Below are 19131 nucleotides of genomic sequence, written 5' to 3' on the forward strand. Positions count from 1 at the left end.
TGCCGGGCTGGTCAGAGCCGTCCCAGCTCCCACAGCCGCCACTGCCCGGTCCCGTCCGAGAGGTACTGCGTCCCCGAGACGGACGCGCTGCTCAGCACATAGTCCTTCTTCTGCCACAGCGGCAGCACGGGGACGTCCTGGGCGATGATCTCCTGGATGGCCCGGAAGTCCTTCGAGACGCGGCTGCGCTGGGAGCTGTCCTGCGCGGTGCTGATGAGCTGCTCCACCTTCGGATTGGCGTAGCCCGTGCGGAAGGAGGAGGAGCGGCCCACGAGCGGGGTGGTGAAGTTGTCCGGGTCGGGGAAGTCGGCGAGCCAGCCGACGCAGTACGCGTCGTAGTCGCCCCGGGCGTAGCCCTGCCGGAACTCCGTCCACTCCACGTGCCGCGTGGTCACCTCGAACAGCCCGGTGCCCTCCAGCTGCCGCTTCAGCAGCGCCGCTTCCTCGTCGGTGGCGGCGCCCTGCGAGTACGTGAGCGTGAAGCGGACGGGGGTGGTGATGCCGGCGCGGCTGAGGATGCCGCGTGCGGATTCGGGGTCCGGCTGGGGGTTGAGGTCGAAGAACGACGTGGTGTGGCCGGTGAGGCCCTGGGGGATGAGGGAGTACAGGGGTTCGACGGTGCGGCGGTGGACGTCGCGGGCGAGGGCCTCGCGGTCGACGACGGCGGCGATGGCCCGGCGGACCGCCGGCGGCTTCAGCGGCGAGTCGTCGCGCAGGTTGAAGAACATGGAGCGGGTCTCGGAGCCGGCGCTCTCCATCAGCTTCACCCCCGTGTCCGACAGGGAGTGCGCGGCGATGTCGGCCGGGGGCATCAGCCGCCCGGCGACGTCGAGGGAGCGTTCCTTCCAGGCCTTGCTCATCGCGGCCGAGTCCCGGAAGTAGTGCACGGTCACCTCGCCGCCCCGGTGCTTGACGGCGCCCTGGTAGTGCTTGTTGGGCCGCAGCTCGGCCACGGAGCGCGGACGGTAGCTCTTGAGGACGTACGGGCCGGAGCCGTCGGCCTCGGTGCCGGGGCGCAGCCTGTCGGCCGGATAGCGCGTGCTGTCGACGATGGCGCCGGCGCCGGTGGCTATCTTGAACGGGAACGTGGCATCCGGGACCCGCAGCCGGAAGGTGATCGTCCGTCCCTCGGTGCCGACGGACTCCAGGGTGTCCAGCAGGGACTGCGGTCCCTGGGAGGACTTGATCCGCAGGATCCGGTCGAAGGAGAACTTCACGTCCCTGGTCGTCAGTTCGTGCCCGTTGGCGAACGTCAGGCCCTCGCGGAGCTCGCACTGGTAGGTGCGTAACCCCTTCCCCTGGAAACCGCAGCGGCTCGCGGCGTCCGGCACGGGGGAGCCCGTGCCCGGGGTGTAGGTCAGTAATGACTGATAGACGTTGCTGAACAGCGCCCAGGAGCCCGCGTCATAGGCGCCGGCGGGGTCGAGGGAGGTGACGGTGTCCGTGGTGCCGACGGTGATCGGCCCCTGGTCCTCATCCCCCGGGGAGACCAGCTGACAGCCCCCCGCCCCGCCCGCCAACAGCACCGCAGCCACCACGGCCGCCCCCGCCCGAAGCCCACGCATCCCCGCGCCCCCTCCGCCCAGTGATGCGCCACACTCAAACACAGGAACGGCCGTACGTCCGGGAAATCGGCCAAGTGATCGTCAGAGTTCCTTGCGGGCAAGGAAGTCGAGGATCAGCTTCTCCCACTCGCGCGGCTTCTCGGCCATCGGGATGTGGCCGGTGTCGATCTCCGCGTACTCCGCGCCGGGGATCCCGTCCGCCAGGAAGCGGGAGTTGGCGGGGGAGACGAGGGTGTCCTGCAGGGTGGCGATCACCAGGGTCGGGACGGAGATCCCGGCCAGGTGGGCGGTGTTGTCGGCGGTGGCGACCACGGCGGCCTGCTCGGCGGCCCCGGCCGGGACGCCCGCGGCGAGCAGGTCCAGGAAGGCCGGCAGGTGCTCGGCGGGTATGGCGTTGTAGAAGTCCTCGCCGAAGCCGGACAGGGCCACGAACCGGGCGAAGGCCTCGTAGTCGCCCTCGGCGAGCAGCTTCTGCCAGAGGTACAGCGAGGCCAGCGTGCGGTTGTCCGGCTTGGCCAGACCGGCCGTCAGGACCAGGCCGCGCACCCGGTCCGGGTAGCGGGCCGCCGTCCGCACGGACACCAGGGTGCCCAGCGAGTAGCCGAGGAGGGTGAAGGTGTCGAGGCCGGCCGCGTCGGCGGCGGCCACGATCCCGTCCACGAGGCCGTCCAGGGTCAGCGGGCCGGTCGCCCGCGGCGTCGCACCGGAGCCGGGGTAGTCGGGGGCCACCACGGTGTGGTGCTCGGCGAGGGCCGGGATCACCGGCGTGTAGTTGCCCTCGATGCTGCCGCCCGCGCCGTGCGCGAGGAGGATGCCGGGGCCGGAGCCGTGGACGGTGGTGGCGAATGCGGGAATCTGTGTCATGGCCAAGAGGTTGCCGTATGACACCAGTGTCAAGGTCAAGTCCTGATGGGGGAGAACCGCCCATGCGCATCGGAGAGCTGTCCCGCCGTACCGGAGTGAGCCCCCGGCTCCTGCGCTACTACGAGGAGCAGGGCCTGCTCCGCTCCGAGCGGGACACCAACGGCTACCGCAGGTACCACCCGGACGCCGCCGAGCGCGTCGGCCGCATCCGCGAGCTCCTCGACGCCGGCATGACGACGGAGACCATCCGCACGCTCCTGCCCTGCGCCCAGGGCGGCCCCGGCCTGCTCACCTGCACCCACTCCGTCCGCGCCGTAGACGACCAGCTCGCCCGGGTGGAGGAGCAGATGGCCGAGCTCCGGCGCCGCAAGGAGGCCCTGCTGGGCGTCACCGAGGCCATGCACACCCGCCGCCGCGAGGACGAGGCACTGGCCCTGCAGGCCCTGCGCTCGTCCTGAACCGGCGGGCACGCCGAAGGCCGGGCCCCGCTTCCCCCTTCGGGGAGGAGCGGGGCCCGGCCTTCGGCGGAAGCGGACCGCAGGTCAGAAGCGGCGCGTGATGAGCGCTCGCTTCACCTCCTGGATCGCCTTGGTGACCTCGATGCCACGCGGGCAGGCGTCCGTGCAGTTGAACGTCGTGCGGCAGCGCCACACGCCGTCCTTGTCGTTCAGGATCTCCAGGCGCTGCTCACCGGCCTCGTCGCGCGAGTCGAAGATGAAGCGGTGGGCGTTGACGATCGCCGCCGGGCCGAAGTACTGGCCGTCGTTCCAGAACACCGGGCACGAGGACGTGCACGCGGCGCACAGGATGCACTTGGTGGTGTCGTCGAAGCGCTCGCGGTCCTCGGCGGACTGCAGGCGCTCGCGCGTCGGCTCGTTGCCCTTGGTGATCAGGAAGGGCATCACGTCGCGGTAGGCCTGGAAGAACGGCTCCATGTCGACCACGAGGTCCTTCAGGACCGTGAGGCCCTTGATGGGCTCGACCGTGATCGGCTTCGACGGGTTGAGGTCCTTGATCAGCGTCTTGCACGCGAGGCGGTTCTTGCCGTTGATGCGCATCGCGTCGGAGCCGCAGATGCCGTGCGCGCAGGAGCGGCGGAACGTCAGCGAACCGTCGACGTCCCACTTGATCTTGTGGAGGCCGTCGAGGACCCGCTCCTTGGGGTCGATCTCGACCTCGAAGTCCTGCCAGGTGACCTCGTCCGAGACCTCCGGGTTGAACCGGCGGACGCGGAAGGTGACCGTGATGTAGGGAGAGGCCGCGGAGTCGGCCTCGACCTTGTCGAGAGTCGCGGTGCTCATCAGTACTTACGCTCCATCGGCTGGTAGCGGGTCTGGACGACCGGCTTGTAGTCGAGGCGGATCGAGTCCTTGCCGTCCGCGTCGACCTCGCGGTACGCCATGGTGTGGCGCATGAAGTTGACGTCGTCGCGGTTGGGGTAGTCCTCGCGGTAGTGACCACCGCGGGACTCCTTGCGCGCGAGCGCGGACACGGCCATCACCTCGGCCAGGTCGAGCAGGTTGCCCAGCTCGATGGCCTCCAGCAGGTCGGTGTTGAAGCGCTTGCCCTTGTCCTGGACGGACACGTTCTTGTAGCGCTCGCGCAGCTCGGCGATCTTCTCGACGGCCGTCTTGATGGTCTGCTCGGTGCGGAAGACCATGACGTTGGCGTCCATGGTCTCCTGCAGCTCCTTGCGGAGCTCGGCGACCCGCTCCTTGCCGGTGGAGTTGCGCAGCCGCTCGACCTGGTCGGCCACGAGCTGCGCCGGGTTCTCCGGCAGCTCGACGTAGTCGGCCTTCGCCGAGTACTCCGCGGCGGCGATGCCCGCGCGGCGGCCGAAGACGTTGATGTCGAGCAGCGAGTTGGTGCCCAGGCGGTTGGCGCCGTGCACGGACACGCAGGCGACCTCGCCGGCGGCGTAGAGGCCGGGGACGACGGTGTCGTTGTCGGCCAGCACCTCGCCCTCGACGTTGGTCGGGATGCCGCCCATGGCGTAGTGCGCGGTGGGCTGGATCGGGATCGGGTCCGTGTAGGGCTCGATGCCGAGGTAGGTGCGCGCGAACTCGGTGATGTCCGGGAGCTTGGCGTCCAGCTGCTCCGGCGGCAGGTGGGTGAGGTCGAGGTAGACGTGGTCGCCCTCGGGACCGCAGCCGCGGCCCTCGCGGATCTCCGTGTAGATGGAGCGCGAGACGACGTCACGGGACGCGAGGTCCTTCATGACCGGCGCGTACTTCTCCATGAAGCGCTCGCCGTCCTTGTTGCGGAGGATGCCGCCCTCACCGCGGGCGCCCTCCGTCAGCAGGATGCCCATGCGCCAGATGCCCGTCGGGTGGAACTGGAAGAACTCCATGTCCTCCAGCGGCAGGCCGCGGCGGTAGCAGGCCGCCTGGCCGTCGCCCGTGAGCGTGTGGGCGTTCGACGTCACCTTGAAGAACTTGCCGGTGCCGCCGGAGGCGTAGATGACCGCCTTCGCCTGGAAGATGTGGATCTCGCCGGTGGCCAGCTCGTACGCGACCACGCCCGCCGACTTCTTGACGCCGTCGACCTCGGTGATCAGCTGGTCCAGGACGTAGAACTCGTTGAAGAACTCCACGCCCTCCTTGACGCAGTTCTGGTACAGCGTCTGGAGGATCATGTGGCCGGTGCGGTCCGCGGCGTAGCAGGACCGGCGGACCGGGGCCTCGCCGTGGTTGCGGCTGTGGCCGCCGAAGCGGCGCTGGTCGATGGTGCCGTCCGGGGTGCGGTTGAACGGCAGGCCCATCTTCTCGAGGTCGAGGACCGCGTCGATGGCCTCCTTCGCCAGGATCTCGGCGGCGTCCTGGTCGACCAGGTAGTCACCGCCCTTGATCGTGTCGAAGGTGTGCCACTCCCAGTTGTCCTCCTCGACGTTCGCGAGGGCGGCGGCCATGCCGCCCTGCGCGGCGCCCGTGTGGGAGCGGGTGGGGTAGAGCTTGGTGAGCACCGCGGTGCGGCTGCGCTTGGTCGACTCGATGGCCGCGCGCATGCCGGCGCCACCGGCGCCGACGATGACGGTGTCGTACTTGTGGATCTTCATGGTGTCGTCAGCCCCGGGCTCTAGCGGATGTTCGGGTCGAAGGTGAAGATCACCAGCGTGCCCAGCAGGACGGTGAACACCGTGGCCGCGTACAGCAGGTTCTTCAGCCAGAAACGGGTCGTCGCGCGCTCCGCGTAGTCGTTGATGACCGTGCGGAGGCCGTTGGCGCCGTGGAGCATCGCGAGCCAGAGCATGACCAGGTCCCAGGCCTGCCAGAACGGCGAGGCCCAGCGGCCGGCCACGAAGGCGAAGCCGATCTTGCTGACGCCGCCGTCGAGGACGAGCTGGATCAGCAGGTGGCCGAGGACCAGGACGACCAGGACGATGCCGGACAGCCGCATGAACAGCCAGCCGTACAGCTCGAAGTTGGTGCGGGTCGTCTTCGGGCTCTTCTTGGTGCGCTTGCGGGGCGCTTCGATGACCGGGGCCGGGTTGTCGACGCCGAAGCGGGAGGCGTCGGCCGCGGCGGCGGTGGCGGGGGTGGTTTCAGCAGACATTTCGCGACTCAGCTCCCGAACAGCGTGCGCAGCGTGTGCTGGAGCACGGGGTAGAAGGCGCCTGCCATCAGCACAGCCCAGATACCGACGACCCACCACAGCATCTGCTTCTGGTGCCGCGGTCCCTTGGACCAGAAGTCCACCGCGATGATGCGGAGACCGTTGAGCGCGTGGAAGAGGATGGCGGCGACGAGGCCGTACTCCATCACGTTCACGATGGGCGTCTTGTACGTCGCGACCACGTCGTCGTACGCCTCGGGGGAGACGCGGACGAGAGCGGTGTCCAGGACGTGCACGAACAGGAAGAAGAAAATGAGGACGCCGGTGACTCGATGAGCCACCCAGGACCACATGCCTTCCCGGCCGCGGTACAGCGTTCCAGCCGGCACGGAAAACCCTCCGGGAGCGGGGATCAGGGCCTGCCGGCTTCTCTGTCGGTCGGGCCCGGCCGGGTACGGTCCACCGGCCCTGGCCATCGTAGCGACGCCTTGTCGGTTCGGCGTCCCGGGGTCCGCAGGTGTGATCAAACAGGCATGTGCGCGCACGTCAAGGGCCGGAAGGGGTGCCTCCGGAGAAATTTCCGCACCCGGTCCGACCTGCGGCGTCCGGCTGAATGGGTGTTATGTCCCGCACGGCCGGACGGTACGCGGCCGCATGGGCGGGGTGTCCGGCGCCAGCCGGGCGAGCCGGCCGCGGGCGAGCCGGGCGAGCTCGGCGGCGGTGACGGCGGCCTCCTCGGCGGGGGTGGAGGCGAGCCGGGTGCGCAGGGCGGCCAGGGCGCGGTCCAGGGCGTCGTCCGGGCGGCTGCCGTCCAGACAAAGCACGAAAACATGGCCGAACCGGGCCTCGTAGGCGGCCTGGGCCTGGCGCAGGGCGCTGCGGGCCGCCTCGGTCGCGGCAGCGGAGGCGGAGGAGGTGGCGGAGGTGGCGTCGGGCGCCGCGGTAGTGGGGGAGCCGGGCGGGTCGCCTCGGCCGGGGTGGCCGGGGCGGTCGGCGCGGCCGGGGGTGGTGAGGAGGTGCGAGGGGGCGGTCTCGTCGGCGAGCGCCTCGGCCAGATCGGCGGGGGCCAGGGCGCGGGCGGCGTGCTCCGCGGTGTTCAGCAGGGTGCGCAGGTCGGGGTAGGGGCGCAGGTCGGCGAGGTGGCGGGCCCAGCGGCGGCTGCCGCAGCAGGCGAGGAGGGCGGCCTCGGCGGCGCCCGGGGTGGCGGAGTTGAGCCGGTCGAGGCCGTGGCGGTCGAGGTCGTACAGCGTGACCTCCGAATCTCCGGCAGCCGGACCCGGTGACGCCGGGCGGCCGACGAGTCGAATGGGGCCGCCACCGTAGCGATGCATATCGGCCACGGTGCGGCGGATGGATGAATTTCCTTCGGACGGGGGCGGATTCCGGCACGCGGTGGACATGGGCGGATCGCCGTATGGGGAAAGAGGACTACCTTCGCCCCATTCGGGCCGAATGAGCCGCAAAGACTCCGGAAGAGGAGGCTTGCTCCATGGGACTGCGCCTCAGGATGACCCGGGCTTCGGCCGTCCGGGGGACCGTCTGCGCCGGCGTCCTCCTCGCCACGATGACCCTCATGGGCTGCCCCCGCGAGACCGGCACCCGGCCGGGCGGGGACGACTCGCGCTCCCCCGGGACCTCCGCCTCCTCCTCGTCGTCCGCCTCGTCCCGCTCGCCCGCCCGGCAGTCCTCCGCGCAGGTCCCCGTCCCCGCCGGCGTCCCCCGCGCCATCCCCGCCGTCCGCTCGGCCGAGGCCGCCCCCGGCCCCGGCTGGCGGCCCGCCGACGGCGCCCGCGTGGTCGCCTCCGGCCCGCTCGCCGACGAGGGCCGCCGCCTGGCCGGCGAGCTCAGGCTCGGCTACGCGGCCGGCACCGCCCGCCCCGGCGACGTCGAACTCGTCCTGCGCCCCGGCACGGGCCAGGGCCCCCTCGCAGCCGAGGCCTACGAGCTGACCGCCCGCGACGGCAAGGTGCTCGTCGCCTCGGCGGGCGAAGCCGGAGTGTTCTACGGCACGCGCACCCTCCTGCAGGCCGTGCGCTCCGGCGGCGGGCTCCCCGAAGGCGTCGTGCGCGACGCCCCCGACCGCGCCCAGCGCGGCCTCCACCTCGACATCGCCCGCAAGCACTTCACCGCCGAGTGGATCGAGGCCCGGCTGCGCGAGCTGTCCGCCCTCAAGCTCAACCAGCTCGCCCTGCACTTCTCCGACGACCAGGGCTTCCGCATCGAGAGCGACTCCCACCCCGAGATCGTCTCCCCGCAGCGGCTGACCAAGGCCGAGGTCCGCCGCATCGTGGCACTCGCCGAGTCCCTGCACATCACCGTCATCCCCGAGATCGACTCGCCCGGCCACCTCGGCGCCGTCATCGCCGCCCACCCCACGCTGCAGCTGCGCGACGCCGCCGGAAAGCCCGTCCGCGGCGCCGTCGACATCGCCAACCCCGACGCCGCCCGCATCGTCGACGACCTGCTGCGCGAGTACGCCCCGCTCTTCCCCGGCCGGTACTTCCATCTCGGCGCCGACGAGTACCGCGCGCTGATGGCCAAGAACCCCGAGGCCTCCTACCCGCGCCTGGCCGCCCGCGCCAAGGAGAAGTACGGGCCGCACGCCCGCGTCCAGGACCTGGCCACGGGCTGGCTCAACGACCGGGCCGCCCTCGTGCGCACCCTCGGCAAGAAGGCCAAGGCGTGGAACGACGGCTTCTTCCGCGGCGGCGTCGTGACCGCGAGCAAGGACATCGAGGCCGAGTACTGGACGGGCAAGGAGATCGGCGCCCGCCCCCCGCAGGAGTACCTGGGCGAGGGGCGCACCCTCGTCAACCTCAACGACGAGTACCTCTACTACGTCCTCGGCGAGCCCAACCAGTTCCGCTACCCCACCGGGCAGCGGATCTACGAGCAGTGGTCGCCGCCCGTGCTGCGCGGCACGGCGCCCGTACCGGGGCAGGCCGGGCCGGACCGGGTGCTCGGCGGGCGCCTCGCCGTCTGGTGCGACCGGCCGGAGGCGCAGAACGCCCAGCAGGTCGCCGACGGCATCCGGCTGCCGCTGGCCGCGGTCGCCCAGCGGCTGTGGGACGCCCGCAAGCCGACGATGACGTGGCAGGACTTCGCGACGCTGGATGCGAGGGTCCGGTAAGAGCCGGACGCGGCGGTTGCGGTGGATACGTGAAAAGCCCGCCGCAACCGCAACCGCAACCGCGACCGGCCACGACGGCGAGATCCGGCGGAATCCGCGATTACCGGCACAGCGCGGGCGCCCGTTGCGCGGGGCGCAGCCCGGCACGTGCGGCACCGCCGTCCGAGGGCCTAACCTCCGGGAGGAAGCACGCGCATCAGAACGAGGGCCCGATGAAGATCGAATTCCTGCTGCACAACGCGTACGGCATCGGCGGCACCATCCGCTCGACCGTCAACCTCGCCGCCGCCCTCGCGGACCGGCACGAGGTCCGGATCATCAGCGTCAACCGGCCCGTGGACGCCCCCGAGCTGGCCATCGACCCGCGCGTACGCCTCACGCCCCTGGTCGACCTGCGCGAGGGCACCGACGGCGACGAGTACGAGGCCCCGCTCAACCAGCAGGCCAGCGAGATCTTCCGGGACGAGCGCATCGACAACGGCCGCATGGCCGCGACGGCCCTCACCGATCAGCGCGTGCGCGACCACCTCGCCGCCACCGACGCCGACGTCGTCATCGCCACCCGCCCCAAGCTCATCGGCTACCTCGCGAAGTACGGCTCCGACCGCTATCTGCGCCTGGGCCAGGAGCACCTCACGCACGAGGCCCACGTCCCCGAGCTGCACGCCGTGATGGACCCGGCGATCGCCGCCCTGGACGCCTTCGCCACCGTCTCCGAGGCCGACGCCGGGCACTACCGCGAGGCCCTCCCCGACGCCCGCGCGCGCATCCTCTCCATCCCCAACGCCGTCCCCGCCCCCGTCGCGGAGCCCTCCGACGGCACGTCCCGGCTGATCGTCTCCGCCGGCCGCCTCGTCGCCGTCAAGCGCTACGACCGGCTCGTCGCCGCCTTCGCCAAGATCGCCGCCGAGCGCCCCGAGTGGCACCTGCGCATCTACGGCCGCGGCCCCGCCAAGGCCAAGCTGCGCAAGCAGATCGAGGAGCTCGGCCTCTACGAGCGCATCACGCTCATGGGCGCCCGCTCGCCCATCGAGACCGAGTGGTCCAAGGGCGCCGTCGCCGCCGTCGCCTCCGACGCCGAGTCCTTCGGCATGACGATCGTCGAGGCCATGCACGCGGGCCTGCCGGTCGTCGCCACCGACTGCCCCTACGGCCCCCGCGAGATCCTCACCGACGGCACGGACGGCGTGCTCGTCCCGCTGGCCGGCCCGGAAGGGCACGAGCGGGACGCCGTCGACGCCTACGCCGACGCCCTGCTGAAGATCACCGGGGACGCCGGGCTGCGCGCCCGCCTCGGCGCCGCCGCCCGCGAGACCGCCGCCCGCTACGAGCCCTCGCGCATCGCCGCCCGCTACGAGGAGCTGTTCGAGGAGCTGCGCCCGGGCTCCACGACCACCGCCGAGAAGAAGAAGGGGCTGTTCGGCGGCCTGTTCGGCGGCGGCCGCAAGAAGCAGCCGGCCGTGGCCGCCCCCGCCCCCGGCGAGATCGCCCACCCCGAGGCCCGCTGCGCCGTCGCCGCGGACGGCTCGCTCGTCGTCCGCCTGCGCGCCGACCAGCTCACCGCCGCGGACACGCACGTGCTGCTGCGCCACCGCGGCACCAAGGGCAAGGAGTCCGTGCGCGTGCCGCTGCCCGCCCGCCGCGAGCCCGGCACCTGGGTCGAGGCCCGCCTCGACCGCACCGCGCACACCCTGCCCGAGGGCCGCTGGGACACCTACGCCGAGCGCTCCGGCGACAAGTCGCGCCGCCGCCTGACCGCAGCGCTGGTCGAGCAGAAGGCCCTGCTCGGCCTGGACCTCGCGCAGACCGCCGCCGGCGCTGCCGCCGTGGTCCCGTACGAGACGAGCGACGGCTTCCTCGCCGTCCGCACCTGGCTGCGCCCGCAGCACGCCGAGGCCGCCGAGGTGCGGGTCGGCGAGGACGGCATCCGCATCGCGGTCCGTGCCCACGGCACCTCCCTCGGCGAGGGCGCCGAGCTGATCGCGCGGCTGCGCCACGGCGACGGCTCCGCGGCCGACGTGCGGGTGCCGCTGGAGAACGGCTCGGGGAGCCTGCCGTACGAGCCGATGCAGCAGCGGCACAAGCCGGACGAGGAGCAGGACCTTTGGGACCTGTGGGTGCGGCCGCAGGCAGGGGCCGCGCTGGTGCGCGTCGGCCGGCTCGCGGGCGACTTCGCCGACCGCAAGGGCATCGACACCTTCCCGGGCGCCGTGCGCGGTGAGGTGCGGCTGCGGCCGTACTTCACGGTGACCAACGACCTGACGATCACGGTGAAGGACGTGGCGCAGGAGGACGCGGCGTAGCAGGACGCGGCGTAGGCGCGCGCGTAGGAGGGGCGCAGGCCCTCGCGGCAGGGGGAGGGCGGGCCGGAACGGAGGACGGCCGGGGCCGCCACCCCCCACAGGAGAGGCCCCGACCGCCGTCCGGTGCGGACCCTGGTGGGGCCCACACCTCCTACAGCGCCGCAGGCCGTCAATCCGTCACACTGTCATACCGGGGTGCCGGGGGCCCTTTCTGGACGAAGCCGGGTCACTGCCCGTAACGTGCGGGTCCGCGCCGCTCCGGCGTGCGCCTCTCTCGCTCGTCGTCCCAGTGGCCAGGTCCGGATAAACCGGACCAGCGGGAAAATCGGTCACGTTCCAGGGGGTTCTCACCTATGTATCCGTGCGGTCACTGCCGCGCCGCCGCCGTCGGCCCGGACGGCCGCTGCGCCGCCTGCGGTGCCTACCAGCAGCAGGCGGCCATGGCGTCGGCGCCCGCGCCCGCCTACGGGTACCCGTACGCCCCCGCGATGCCGCAGGCCCCGATGCCCGTCGGCGGCGTCGACCTGCGCCGCGGCATGCGGATCGCGCTGATGACCGCGCTCGGAGTGAGCGTGGCGGCGCTGCTGTTCGTCTTCTGGACCGACACCCAGACGCGCATGGCGCTGCAGGACGTGCTGGACAACGGCGTGACCTCCACCACGCAGGAGGACCTGGAGGACGCGGACGCCACGGCCACGATCGCGTCGCTGCTGTACGTCCTGTCCCTGGCGGCCTCGGCCACGCTCTGGGCCATCTGGTTCCGCCGGGCCCGGATCAACGCCGAGTTCTTCGCGCCCGGCAGCCACCGCCTCGGCATCGGCTGGGCCGCGGGCGCGTGGTTCACGCCGGTCGTCAACTTCTGGTTCCCCAAGCAGATCGTCAACGACATCTACAAGGCCAGTGCCCCGCAGGGCGCCTCCAAGGGCCTGCTGAACTCCTGGTGGACCGTCTGGCTCGCCTCCGGCGTCTGCGGCGTCCTCTCGTCGGCAATGAGCTTCGGAGCCTCCGCGCGGATCGCCGCCAAGGGCTACGACGGCTCCACCTGGCGCGAGGACGCCGAGGCGCTGAAGAACTCGGCGACCCTCTCCGGCCTCGGCACGCTGCTGATGGCGGTGGCCGGCGTCCTCGCCATCCTCGTCGTCCGCCAGCTGTCCCGCCTGCAGGAGCAGCGCGCGATGTCGGGCGCCGGCGGTCCGGTTCCCTCCGGTGTGCCGTACGGCGCGCCCGGGTATGTCCCCGGGCAGCAGCCCGGCGGCCCCGCGGCCGGCTGGCCCCACCCGCCGCAGAATCCTTACGGCAGCGGGCCGGCGGGCTACTGAGCCACGGAATCTCCGAGTGGTGCAGGATGAGGGCGTGCAGGGGGACGACGCCGAGCTGACGGCCGCGGTGAACGCGGCCCAGGGTGGGGACGAGACGGCATTCCGTACGGTCTACCGCTCCGTCCACCCCCGCCTGCTCGGCTACGTACGCACGCTCGTCGGCGAGGCCGACGCCGAGGACGTGGCCTCCGAGGCATGGCTGCAGATCGCCCGTGACCTCGGCCGGTTCGCCGGTGACGCCGACCGCTTCCGCGGCTGGGCCGCCCGGATCGCCCGCAACCGGGCCCTGGACCACATACGGATGCGCGGCCGGCGCCCGGCCATCGGCGGCGACGAGAGCGAGCTCGCGGGCCGGGCCGCCGACGCCGACACCGCCGGGGAGGCCCTGGAGGCCCTCGGCACCGGCAACACCCTCGCCCTGATAGCCCGGCTCCCCCAGGACCAGGCCGAGGCCGTCGTGCTGCGCGTGGTCGTCGGCCTCGACGCGAAGAGCGCCGCCGGGGTGCTGGGCAAGCGCCCGGGAGCGGTGCGCACCGCCGCGCACCGCGGGCTGCGCCGGCTGGCCGAATTGGTGACGTCGGGAACGGACGGGGTCGACGGGACGTCCGGGACTGTGGGGACAAGCGGAACGGCGCCGGCGCCCGGTGGCGCCGACCGGCCGGCGGGGAAGCCGGTCACCGACACCGTCCCCCAGCAGCGGCGGGCACACCCCGGGGCTCCCCCCGGAGCGAATGCTTCTGCCGGTGTGACGCAAATGCGTGCGCGGACGCAGAAGGACATGTGATGGCGGATGACCACCGGTACGACTGGCTGGAAGACTGGCTGGACGACGACGCCGTGGAACGCTTGCTGAGCGGAACGGCGGCCGTCGCCCCGGCCGGCGACTCCGCCGACCCCGCCGACCCCACGAACGGGTCCGCTGCGCGGGCGGCTTCGGGGGCGTCCGACTTCGCCGGTGCGTCCGGCATCTCTGCTGTTGCTTCCGGCGCCACGGCCGTTTCCGGCACCTCCGGTGCCTCAGGTACGGCAGACGCTGCGGGCGGTCCCGGGGCTCCCGGCGTATCCGGCGTATCCGGTGCCTCGGCGACGCCCGATGCGCCGGGCGGCCCCGGCACTTCCGGCGCCTCGGCCGCCTCCCGTGGCTCCGCTGCTCCGGCAGCGGCAGGTGCCTCTGAAGCCGCGCCCGGTGGGCCGGTCGGCACAGCGCCCGGTGCATCTGCCGCAGCCGCAGCCGCAGCCGATGCTGCAGCCGCGGCCGGCGTCGGTGCCGCGGCCGGTGCCGCACCCGGCAGTCCGGCCGATCCCGTATCGGGCACCCGGCCGGAGGGCCACCCCGTAGCCGGTGCCGCAACCGGCGGTCTGACCGACACCACCCCCGGTGCATCCGCCGCGGCCGCAGCCGACGCCGCACCCGGCGGTCGGGCCGCCACCGCACCCGGTGACCCGGCTGGCTCCGTATCCGGCGCCCGGCCGGACGGCCACCCCTCACCCGGCGGTCCGGCTGACCTCGCATCGGGCACCCGGCCGGAAGGCCACCCCGCATCGGGCGCCCGGCCGGACGGCCACCCCGTATTCGGAACCCGGCCGGACGGCCACCCCGTGCCGCCCGAGGCCGAGCGGCTCGCTGCCGTGCTCCGGTCGCTGGTACCGCCGCCCGCCCCCGCCGACCGGGCCCTGCCCGGGGAGGACGCGGCGCTGGCGGCGTTCCGCGCGGCGCGGGTCGCCGAGGAGGCGCCCGCTTTCGCCGCCGGGCCCGAGCCCGAGCCCGCGGTGCGGCTCGGCGTGCCCGCGGGCCGTCCCGCGACCGGGTCCGGTTTGTTCTCCCGCTGGCGGCCCGTCAAGGCCGCGCTGGCCATGGCGCTGGCGGGCTGTGCGATCGGCGGCGTCGCGGTGGCCGCCGGTGCGGGCGTGCTGCCCGGGCCGTTCGGCGGCTCGGGCGGGCAGCCCGCGGCGGCGCCGAGCGTGTCCGCCTTCGGTGACGACCGCGCCGAGAGCGCGTCCCCCGACGGCAGCAGGTCGCCCGGCGGCAAGCCGTCCCGCGGCCCGGACGGCAGCCCGAGCGGCACCGGCAGGCCCGACGGCTCCGGTTCGCCCACGCCCGGCTCCGGCCGGAGCGCCGCGCCCGCCGACCGGGACAGGCCCGGGGGCTCGGCGTCCCCGTCGCAGCGCCCCGGCCAAGGCAAGGGTGAGGACAAGGGCGACGACGGCCGCGGCGACGGCACCAAGGCCGGCCCCCTGGCCACCCGCCTGTGCCGCGACTACCTCGCGGCCCAGCAGCGCCGCGACAGCGTCGACGAGGACGCCGTCCGGACGCTGGAGCGTGCCGCAGGCCTCGGCGAGGACGCCGACCTGCGCGCCTTCTGCGAGAACGCGGTCAAGTCGGCCGACGGCGGCGACCCCGCCCGCTCCGGCACGATCTCCGGCTCCGGCGACGGGCGCTCCGGCGGCGGAAAGGGCTCCGGCAAGGCCGGCGGCACGGGTGACGACGGCGGCGACTGGGACAGTCCGGGCCGTCTCACCCGCCTTGTGCCGCCCGTCCGCAGCGATCCCCGTTTCACCGTTCCGGCCCCCGGTGTGACGTTTTCCGACCCCACGGCGCTGTAGGTAGTGAGCCGACTGGTCATCGGCTGCGCACGAGCCGGAGTTCCCCCCATACCGTCGGCTCATGCGCATCGGCGCGGGCGGGGCTCTTCCCCCGGCTCTGCCCGCGCCCCCCTCTTTCTCACCCGTGTCGGGGCTGCCCCGTGCGTCCCGGTCGGCGCATCCTGTCTGCAGGATGTGCCGAGCGGCAGCGGGAGCAGCGGGAGGCGGGACGCCCATGGCGCGCGAACCGGACAGCGGCAGGCCCCACGGCGTCAGGCCCGGCGGCGCCGATCCTGACGGCGGGGGAGCGGGGCGGCCCGGCGCGGTGCGCCCGCCCCGGCTCAGCGAGTCCGGGCAGGCCTTCGAGCCCGTCTACGGGCCCGGGGCCCTGGACGGCTGGGATCCCGCGGAGCGCCTCGGCGCGCCCGGCGCGTACCCCTTCACGCGGGGCGTGTATCCCACGATGTACACCGGCCGCCCCTGGACGATGCGCCAGTACGCCGGCTTCGGCACCGCCGCCGAGTCCAACGCCCGCTACCGGCAGCTCATCGCCCACGGCACCACCGGCCTGTCCGTCGCCTTCGACCTCCCCACGCAGATGGGCCACGACTCCGACGCCGAGATCGCGAGCGGCGAGGTGGGCAAGGTGGGCGTCGCCGTCGACTCCGTCGAGGACGTGCGGGTGCTCTTCGACGGCATCCCGCTCGGCGAGGTCTCCACCTCGATGACCATCAACGCCCCCGCCGCGCTGCTGCTGCTGATGTACCAGCTCGTCGGCGAGGAGCAGGGCGTCCCGGCGGACCGGCTCACGGGGACCGTCCAGAACGACGTCCTCAAGGAGTACATCGCGCGCGGCACGTACATCTTCCCGCCGAAGCCGTCGCTGCGGCTGGTCGCCGACACCTTCGCGTACTGCGGCGCCGAGCTCCCCAAGTGGAACATGATCTCGATCTCCGGCTATCACATGGCCGAGGCCGGCGCCTCGCCCGCGCAGGAGATCGCCTTCACCCTCGCCAACGGCATCGAGTACGTGCGCACGGCCGTGGCCGCGGGCATGGACGTCGACCGCTTCGCCCCGCGCCTGAGCTTTTTCTTCGTCTCGCGCACGACGCTGCTGGAGGAGGTCGCCAAGTTCCGGGCGGCCCGGCGGATCTGGGCGCGCGTGATGAAGGAGACGTTCGGCGCCCGCGACCCGAAGTCGCAGATGCTGCGCTTCCACACCCAGACGGCGGGCGTCCAGCTCACGGCGCAGCAGCCGGAGGTGAACCTCGTGCGCGTCGCCGTCCAGGGCCTCGCTGCCGTCCTCGGCGGCACCCAGTCCCTGCACACCAACTCCTTCGACGAGGCCATCGCCCTGCCGACGGACAAGGCCGCCCGCCTGGCCCTGCGCACGCAGCAGGTGCTGGCGTACGAGACGGACGTGACGGCCACGGTCGACCCCTTCGCCGGCTCCTACGCCGTCGAGTCCCTCACCGACGCCGTCGAGGAGGCCGCCGTGGACCTCATGGGCCGGGTGGAGGACCGCGGCGGGGCGGTCGCCGCCATCGAACAGGGCTTCCAGAAGGCCGAGATCGAGCGCAACGCGTACCGCATCGCGCAGGAGACCGACAGCGGCGAGCGGGTGGTCGTCGGCGTCAACCGCTTCCGGCTCGACGAGGAGGAACCGTACGAGCCGCTGCGCGTCGACCCGGCCATCGAGGCCCGGCAGCGGGAGCGTCTCGCGCGGCTGAGGCAGGAGCGCGACGGCCGGGCGGTGGAGGCGGCGCTGGCGGCCCTGCGCAAGGCCGCCACCGGGACGGACAACGTCCTGTATCCGCTGAAGGACGCCCTGCGGGCGCGGGCGACGGTCGGGGAGGTGTGCAACGCGCTGCGGGAGGTGTGGGGGACACACGTGCCGGCGGACGTCTTCTGAGCGCAGTTCTTCAGGAGCACTGTGCTCCGTAAGAGACACTGGAGGGTATGTCCGCTCCCCGCCGCGCCTGCCCCGTATGCACCCGCGAGATCGCCGTCGTCGGCGGCCGCTACGCCCGTCACGACCCTCCGGGCCGCCGCCCGGCCTTCTCGTACGAGCTGATCTCCTGCCCGGGTTCGCGCCGCTCGGCCCCGCTGCTGGCGACGGAGCCGCGTCTGTTCGACCCGGAGGAGCCTCCGACGGACGGGCAGCAGCAGCTGTTCTGACCGGGCGGCGGCGAGCCTCGCGGTCCCGGCCTACTTGGAGCGCTGAGCGGGGGCCTCGGGGGACTCGGGGGCCTCGGCCTTGCAGAGGGTGTCCCCGGCCGGCCGCTGACCGGTGACGAGGAACCGGCTCACGGCCCGGTCGCTGCACGCGTTGCCGGTGTCGAGCCACACGCCGTGACCGCCGGCGTCCACCGAGAGGAGGCGGGCACGGTCACCAAGGGCCTCGCGCATCTTCAGCGCCCCGCGGTGCGGCGTCGACGGGTCGCGCAGGTTCTGCACCATCAGGATGTTGGACGGCCCCTGGGACGTGATGCGGGTGGGCTTCTCCGCGGGCCGGTCCTTCCAGAAGGCGCACGGAGTGATGGACGCCGGCATGCCCGCGGTGAGCGGATACCGCGCGCGGTCGGCGGCCACGGCCCGCTCGTACGAGGAGACGTCGCGCGGCCAGGCCACGTCGTTGCAGACGACGCCCGCGAACACCGCCGCATCGCGCTGCGAGAGCGGCTCGGGGTAGGGGTCGGCCACGGTGAGCGGGCCGTCACCGCCGCTGCGGGCGGCGCGCATCAGCCTGGCCACCGTCGGGTAGCGCTCCCGGTCGTACAGGCTCATCTGCAGGGACTGCCGCAGGACGTTGCCGGTCAGCCGGTGGCCGGTGTCCTTGAACGTACGGGGCTTGCGGTCGAGCTCGGCGGCGAGGGCGAGGAACATCGGGCGCACGTCCTCGGCGCGCTCGGCGAGCCGCTCCTCGCCGCGGGCGGGGTCGGCGGCCCACCGGGCGAAGTCGGGGAAGGCGTCCTCCGCGGCCTGCGACATGTTGGCCAGCCAGCCGCGCGCGACGCGGGTGGGGTCGGGGTCGGCGCTGCTGTCGAGCACCCAGCGGTCGGTGCGCTCGGGGAACATCTGCGCATAGACGGCACCGACGTAAGTGCCGTAGGAAACGCCGACGGCGGACAGCTTGTCCTCACCCAGCGCCTTGCGGAAGCTGTCGATGTCCCGGGCCTCGTTGCGCGTGGTGAGACTGCGCAGGACGTCACCACCGTTACGGGCACACGCCTCGGCGACCCGGCGGGCCCGGGCCACCCCTTCCGAGATGTCCCCGTCCGGCCGCGGCCACGCCCGGAAGTCGACCAGCTGCCGGTCGTCCGCGGAAACCCCGCAGTCGGCTCCGGTGCTACCCCCCACGCCGCGCGGATCGATCCCCACGACGTCGTAGACCCCCTTGGTCGCCTTCCGCACCTTCTCCCCCTGCTGCGCCACGTCCCCCACTCCGGACCCTCCCGGCCCGCCGGCTATCAGCAGGAGAGTCCCGCGGCGGGCCTTGGGCCGGTCGCTCCGCAGCCGGGAGACGGCGATGTCGACGGTGGGCCCGCCGGGTTTGCGGTAGTCGAGGGGGACGGGGAGGGTGGCGCACTCGGTGCCGGGGGCGCTGTTTTCAGCGGTACAAGGGCGCCAGTCGAGTCCACCGGGGTGCGGGGTGGAGGCCGCATGGGCGGGGACGGTGAGAGCGGTGGCGCAGGCGGCGGCGGACAGGGCCAGGAGCAGGCTGTTACGGCTACGGGATCTCATGAGACCAAGGCTGTCCGACGCGCCATCGACTGCCCATGAGGCCAACTCCCCGGGCGGAGGTAGGGATATCC

Annotated in this window: 16 protein-coding genes; 8 read left to right on the plus strand and 8 right to left on the minus strand. The window is 73.1% G+C overall.

Translation table 11 applies throughout. The annotated features are described in order from the left end of the window. Nucleotides 1-11: 11 nt before the first annotated feature. Together IE241_RS16615 and IE241_RS16620 are read right to left on the minus strand one after the other, a co-directional pair. Complete coding sequence (locus IE241_RS16615) at nt 12-1565, minus strand: ABC transporter substrate-binding protein (protein WP_190022503.1); 1554 nt, start codon at nt 1563-1565, stop codon at nt 12-14. 81 nt (nt 1566-1646) lie between these two features. Continuing rightward, complete coding sequence (locus IE241_RS16620; protein ID WP_190022504.1) at nt 1647-2429, minus strand: alpha/beta fold hydrolase; 783 nt, start codon at nt 2427-2429, stop codon at nt 1647-1649. Nucleotides 2430-2491: 62 nt separating this feature from the next. On the opposite strand from IE241_RS16620, the gene IE241_RS16625 reads away from it, so the two are divergent. Then, the gene (locus IE241_RS16625; protein WP_190022505.1) at nt 2492-2887 is read left to right on the plus strand and encodes a MerR family transcriptional regulator; all 396 of its coding nucleotides are present in this window, start codon (nt 2492-2494) and stop codon (nt 2885-2887) included. Between the two features lie 84 nt (nt 2888-2971). On the opposite strand, the gene IE241_RS16630 is transcribed toward IE241_RS16625, so the two are convergent. From IE241_RS16630 to IE241_RS16650, 5 genes are all read right to left on the minus strand, one after another. Then, nucleotides 2972-3730: a succinate dehydrogenase iron-sulfur subunit gene (locus IE241_RS16630; protein WP_190022506.1), complete on the minus strand. Its 759-nt coding sequence runs from the start codon at nt 3728-3730 to the stop codon at nt 2972-2974. Beyond that, entirely contained in the window at nt 3730-5484 is a 1755-nt protein-coding gene (gene sdhA, locus IE241_RS16635; protein ID WP_190022507.1) for a succinate dehydrogenase flavoprotein subunit, read from the minus strand. The genes IE241_RS16630 and sdhA overlap by 1 nt, the downstream gene beginning before the upstream one ends. A gap of 20 nt (nt 5485-5504) precedes the next feature. Further along, entirely contained in the window at nt 5505-5981 is a 477-nt protein-coding gene (locus tag IE241_RS16640; RefSeq protein ID WP_190022508.1) for a succinate dehydrogenase hydrophobic membrane anchor subunit, read from the minus strand. 8 nt (nt 5982-5989) lie between these two features. Beyond that, on the minus strand, nt 5990-6370 hold the full coding sequence (gene sdhC / locus IE241_RS16645) for a succinate dehydrogenase, cytochrome b556 subunit (RefSeq protein ID WP_190022509.1): 381 nt from the start codon (nt 6368-6370) through the stop codon (nt 5990-5992). A gap of 231 nt (nt 6371-6601) precedes the next feature. After that, nucleotides 6602-7312, minus strand: coding sequence for a 2-oxo-4-hydroxy-4-carboxy-5-ureidoimidazoline decarboxylase (locus IE241_RS16650; protein ID WP_190022510.1), 711 nt, complete (start codon nt 7310-7312; stop codon nt 6602-6604). A 158-nt stretch (nt 7313-7470) separates the two neighbouring features. On the opposite strand from IE241_RS16650, the gene IE241_RS16655 reads away from it, so the two are divergent. From IE241_RS16655 to IE241_RS16685, 7 genes are all read left to right on the plus strand, one after another. After that, nucleotides 7471-9111 (plus strand): beta-N-acetylhexosaminidase, encoded by a 1641-nt coding sequence (locus IE241_RS16655; RefSeq protein ID WP_190022511.1) that lies wholly within the window; start codon nt 7471-7473, stop codon nt 9109-9111. A gap of 212 nt (nt 9112-9323) precedes the next feature. After that, the gene (locus tag IE241_RS16660) at nt 9324-11414 is read left to right on the plus strand and encodes a glycosyltransferase (RefSeq protein WP_190022512.1); all 2091 of its coding nucleotides are present in this window, start codon (nt 9324-9326) and stop codon (nt 11412-11414) included. A 353-nt stretch (nt 11415-11767) separates the two neighbouring features. Next, the gene (locus tag IE241_RS16665) at nt 11768-12733 is read left to right on the plus strand and encodes a DUF4328 domain-containing protein (RefSeq protein WP_190022513.1); all 966 of its coding nucleotides are present in this window, start codon (nt 11768-11770) and stop codon (nt 12731-12733) included. A 34-nt stretch (nt 12734-12767) separates the two neighbouring features. Further along, complete coding sequence (locus tag IE241_RS16670) at nt 12768-13517, plus strand: RNA polymerase sigma factor (protein WP_373300699.1); 750 nt, start codon at nt 12768-12770, stop codon at nt 13515-13517. 815 nt (nt 13518-14332) lie between these two features. Beyond that, a complete protein-coding gene (locus tag IE241_RS16675) occupies nt 14333-15337 on the plus strand; it encodes a hypothetical protein (protein ID WP_190022515.1) in 1005 nt (334 codons plus the stop codon). A 214-nt stretch (nt 15338-15551) separates the two neighbouring features. Then, nucleotides 15552-17228, plus strand: coding sequence for an acyl-CoA mutase large subunit family protein (locus IE241_RS16680; RefSeq protein WP_190022516.1), 1677 nt, complete (start codon nt 15552-15554; stop codon nt 17226-17228). A gap of 47 nt (nt 17229-17275) precedes the next feature. Beyond that, nucleotides 17276-17494: a hypothetical protein gene (locus IE241_RS16685; RefSeq protein ID WP_058045918.1), complete on the plus strand. Its 219-nt coding sequence runs from the start codon at nt 17276-17278 to the stop codon at nt 17492-17494. Between the two features lie 30 nt (nt 17495-17524). Here IE241_RS16685 and IE241_RS16690 read toward each other — a convergent pair whose 3' ends face one another. Then, nucleotides 17525-19060: an alpha/beta hydrolase gene (locus IE241_RS16690; protein WP_190022517.1), complete on the minus strand. Its 1536-nt coding sequence runs from the start codon at nt 19058-19060 to the stop codon at nt 17525-17527. Nucleotides 19061-19131 lie beyond the last annotated feature (71 nt).

The organism is Streptomyces hiroshimensis (assembly GCF_014650335.1).
Lineage (GTDB): Bacteria > Actinomycetota > Actinomycetes > Streptomycetales > Streptomycetaceae > Streptomyces > Streptomyces hiroshimensis.

Bases quoted from the DNA above. Each gene is read 5' to 3' on its own strand.
- IE241_RS16615 (WP_190022503.1), bottom strand. From the start codon at position 1,565: ATGCGTGGGCTTCGGGCGGGGGCGGCCGTGGTGGCTGCGGTGCTGTTG.
- IE241_RS16620 (WP_190022504.1), bottom strand. From the start codon at position 2,429: ATGACACAGATTCCCGCATTCGCCACCACCGTCCACGGCTCCGGCCCC.
- IE241_RS16625 (WP_190022505.1), top strand. From the start codon at position 2,492: ATGCGCATCGGAGAGCTGTCCCGCCGTACCGGAGTGAGCCCCCGGCTC.
- IE241_RS16630 (WP_190022506.1), bottom strand. From the start codon at position 3,730: ATGAGCACCGCGACTCTCGACAAGGTCGAGGCCGACTCCGCGGCCTCT.
- sdhA (WP_190022507.1), bottom strand. From the start codon at position 5,484: ATGAAGATCCACAAGTACGACACCGTCATCGTCGGCGCCGGTGGCGCC.
- IE241_RS16640 (WP_190022508.1), bottom strand. From the start codon at position 5,981: ATGTCTGCTGAAACCACCCCCGCCACCGCCGCCGCGGCCGACGCCTCC.
- IE241_RS16650 (WP_190022510.1), bottom strand. From the start codon at position 7,312: ATGCATCGCTACGGTGGCGGCCCCATTCGACTCGTCGGCCGCCCGGCG.
- IE241_RS16655 (WP_190022511.1), top strand. From the start codon at position 7,471: ATGGGACTGCGCCTCAGGATGACCCGGGCTTCGGCCGTCCGGGGGACC.
- IE241_RS16660 (WP_190022512.1), top strand. From the start codon at position 9,324: ATGAAGATCGAATTCCTGCTGCACAACGCGTACGGCATCGGCGGCACC.
- IE241_RS16665 (WP_190022513.1), top strand. From the start codon at position 11,768: ATGTATCCGTGCGGTCACTGCCGCGCCGCCGCCGTCGGCCCGGACGGC.
- IE241_RS16680 (WP_190022516.1), top strand. From the start codon at position 15,552: ATGGCGCGCGAACCGGACAGCGGCAGGCCCCACGGCGTCAGGCCCGGC.
- IE241_RS16685 (WP_058045918.1), top strand. From the start codon at position 17,276: ATGTCCGCTCCCCGCCGCGCCTGCCCCGTATGCACCCGCGAGATCGCC.
- IE241_RS16690 (WP_190022517.1), bottom strand. From the start codon at position 19,060: ATGAGATCCCGTAGCCGTAACAGCCTGCTCCTGGCCCTGTCCGCCGCC.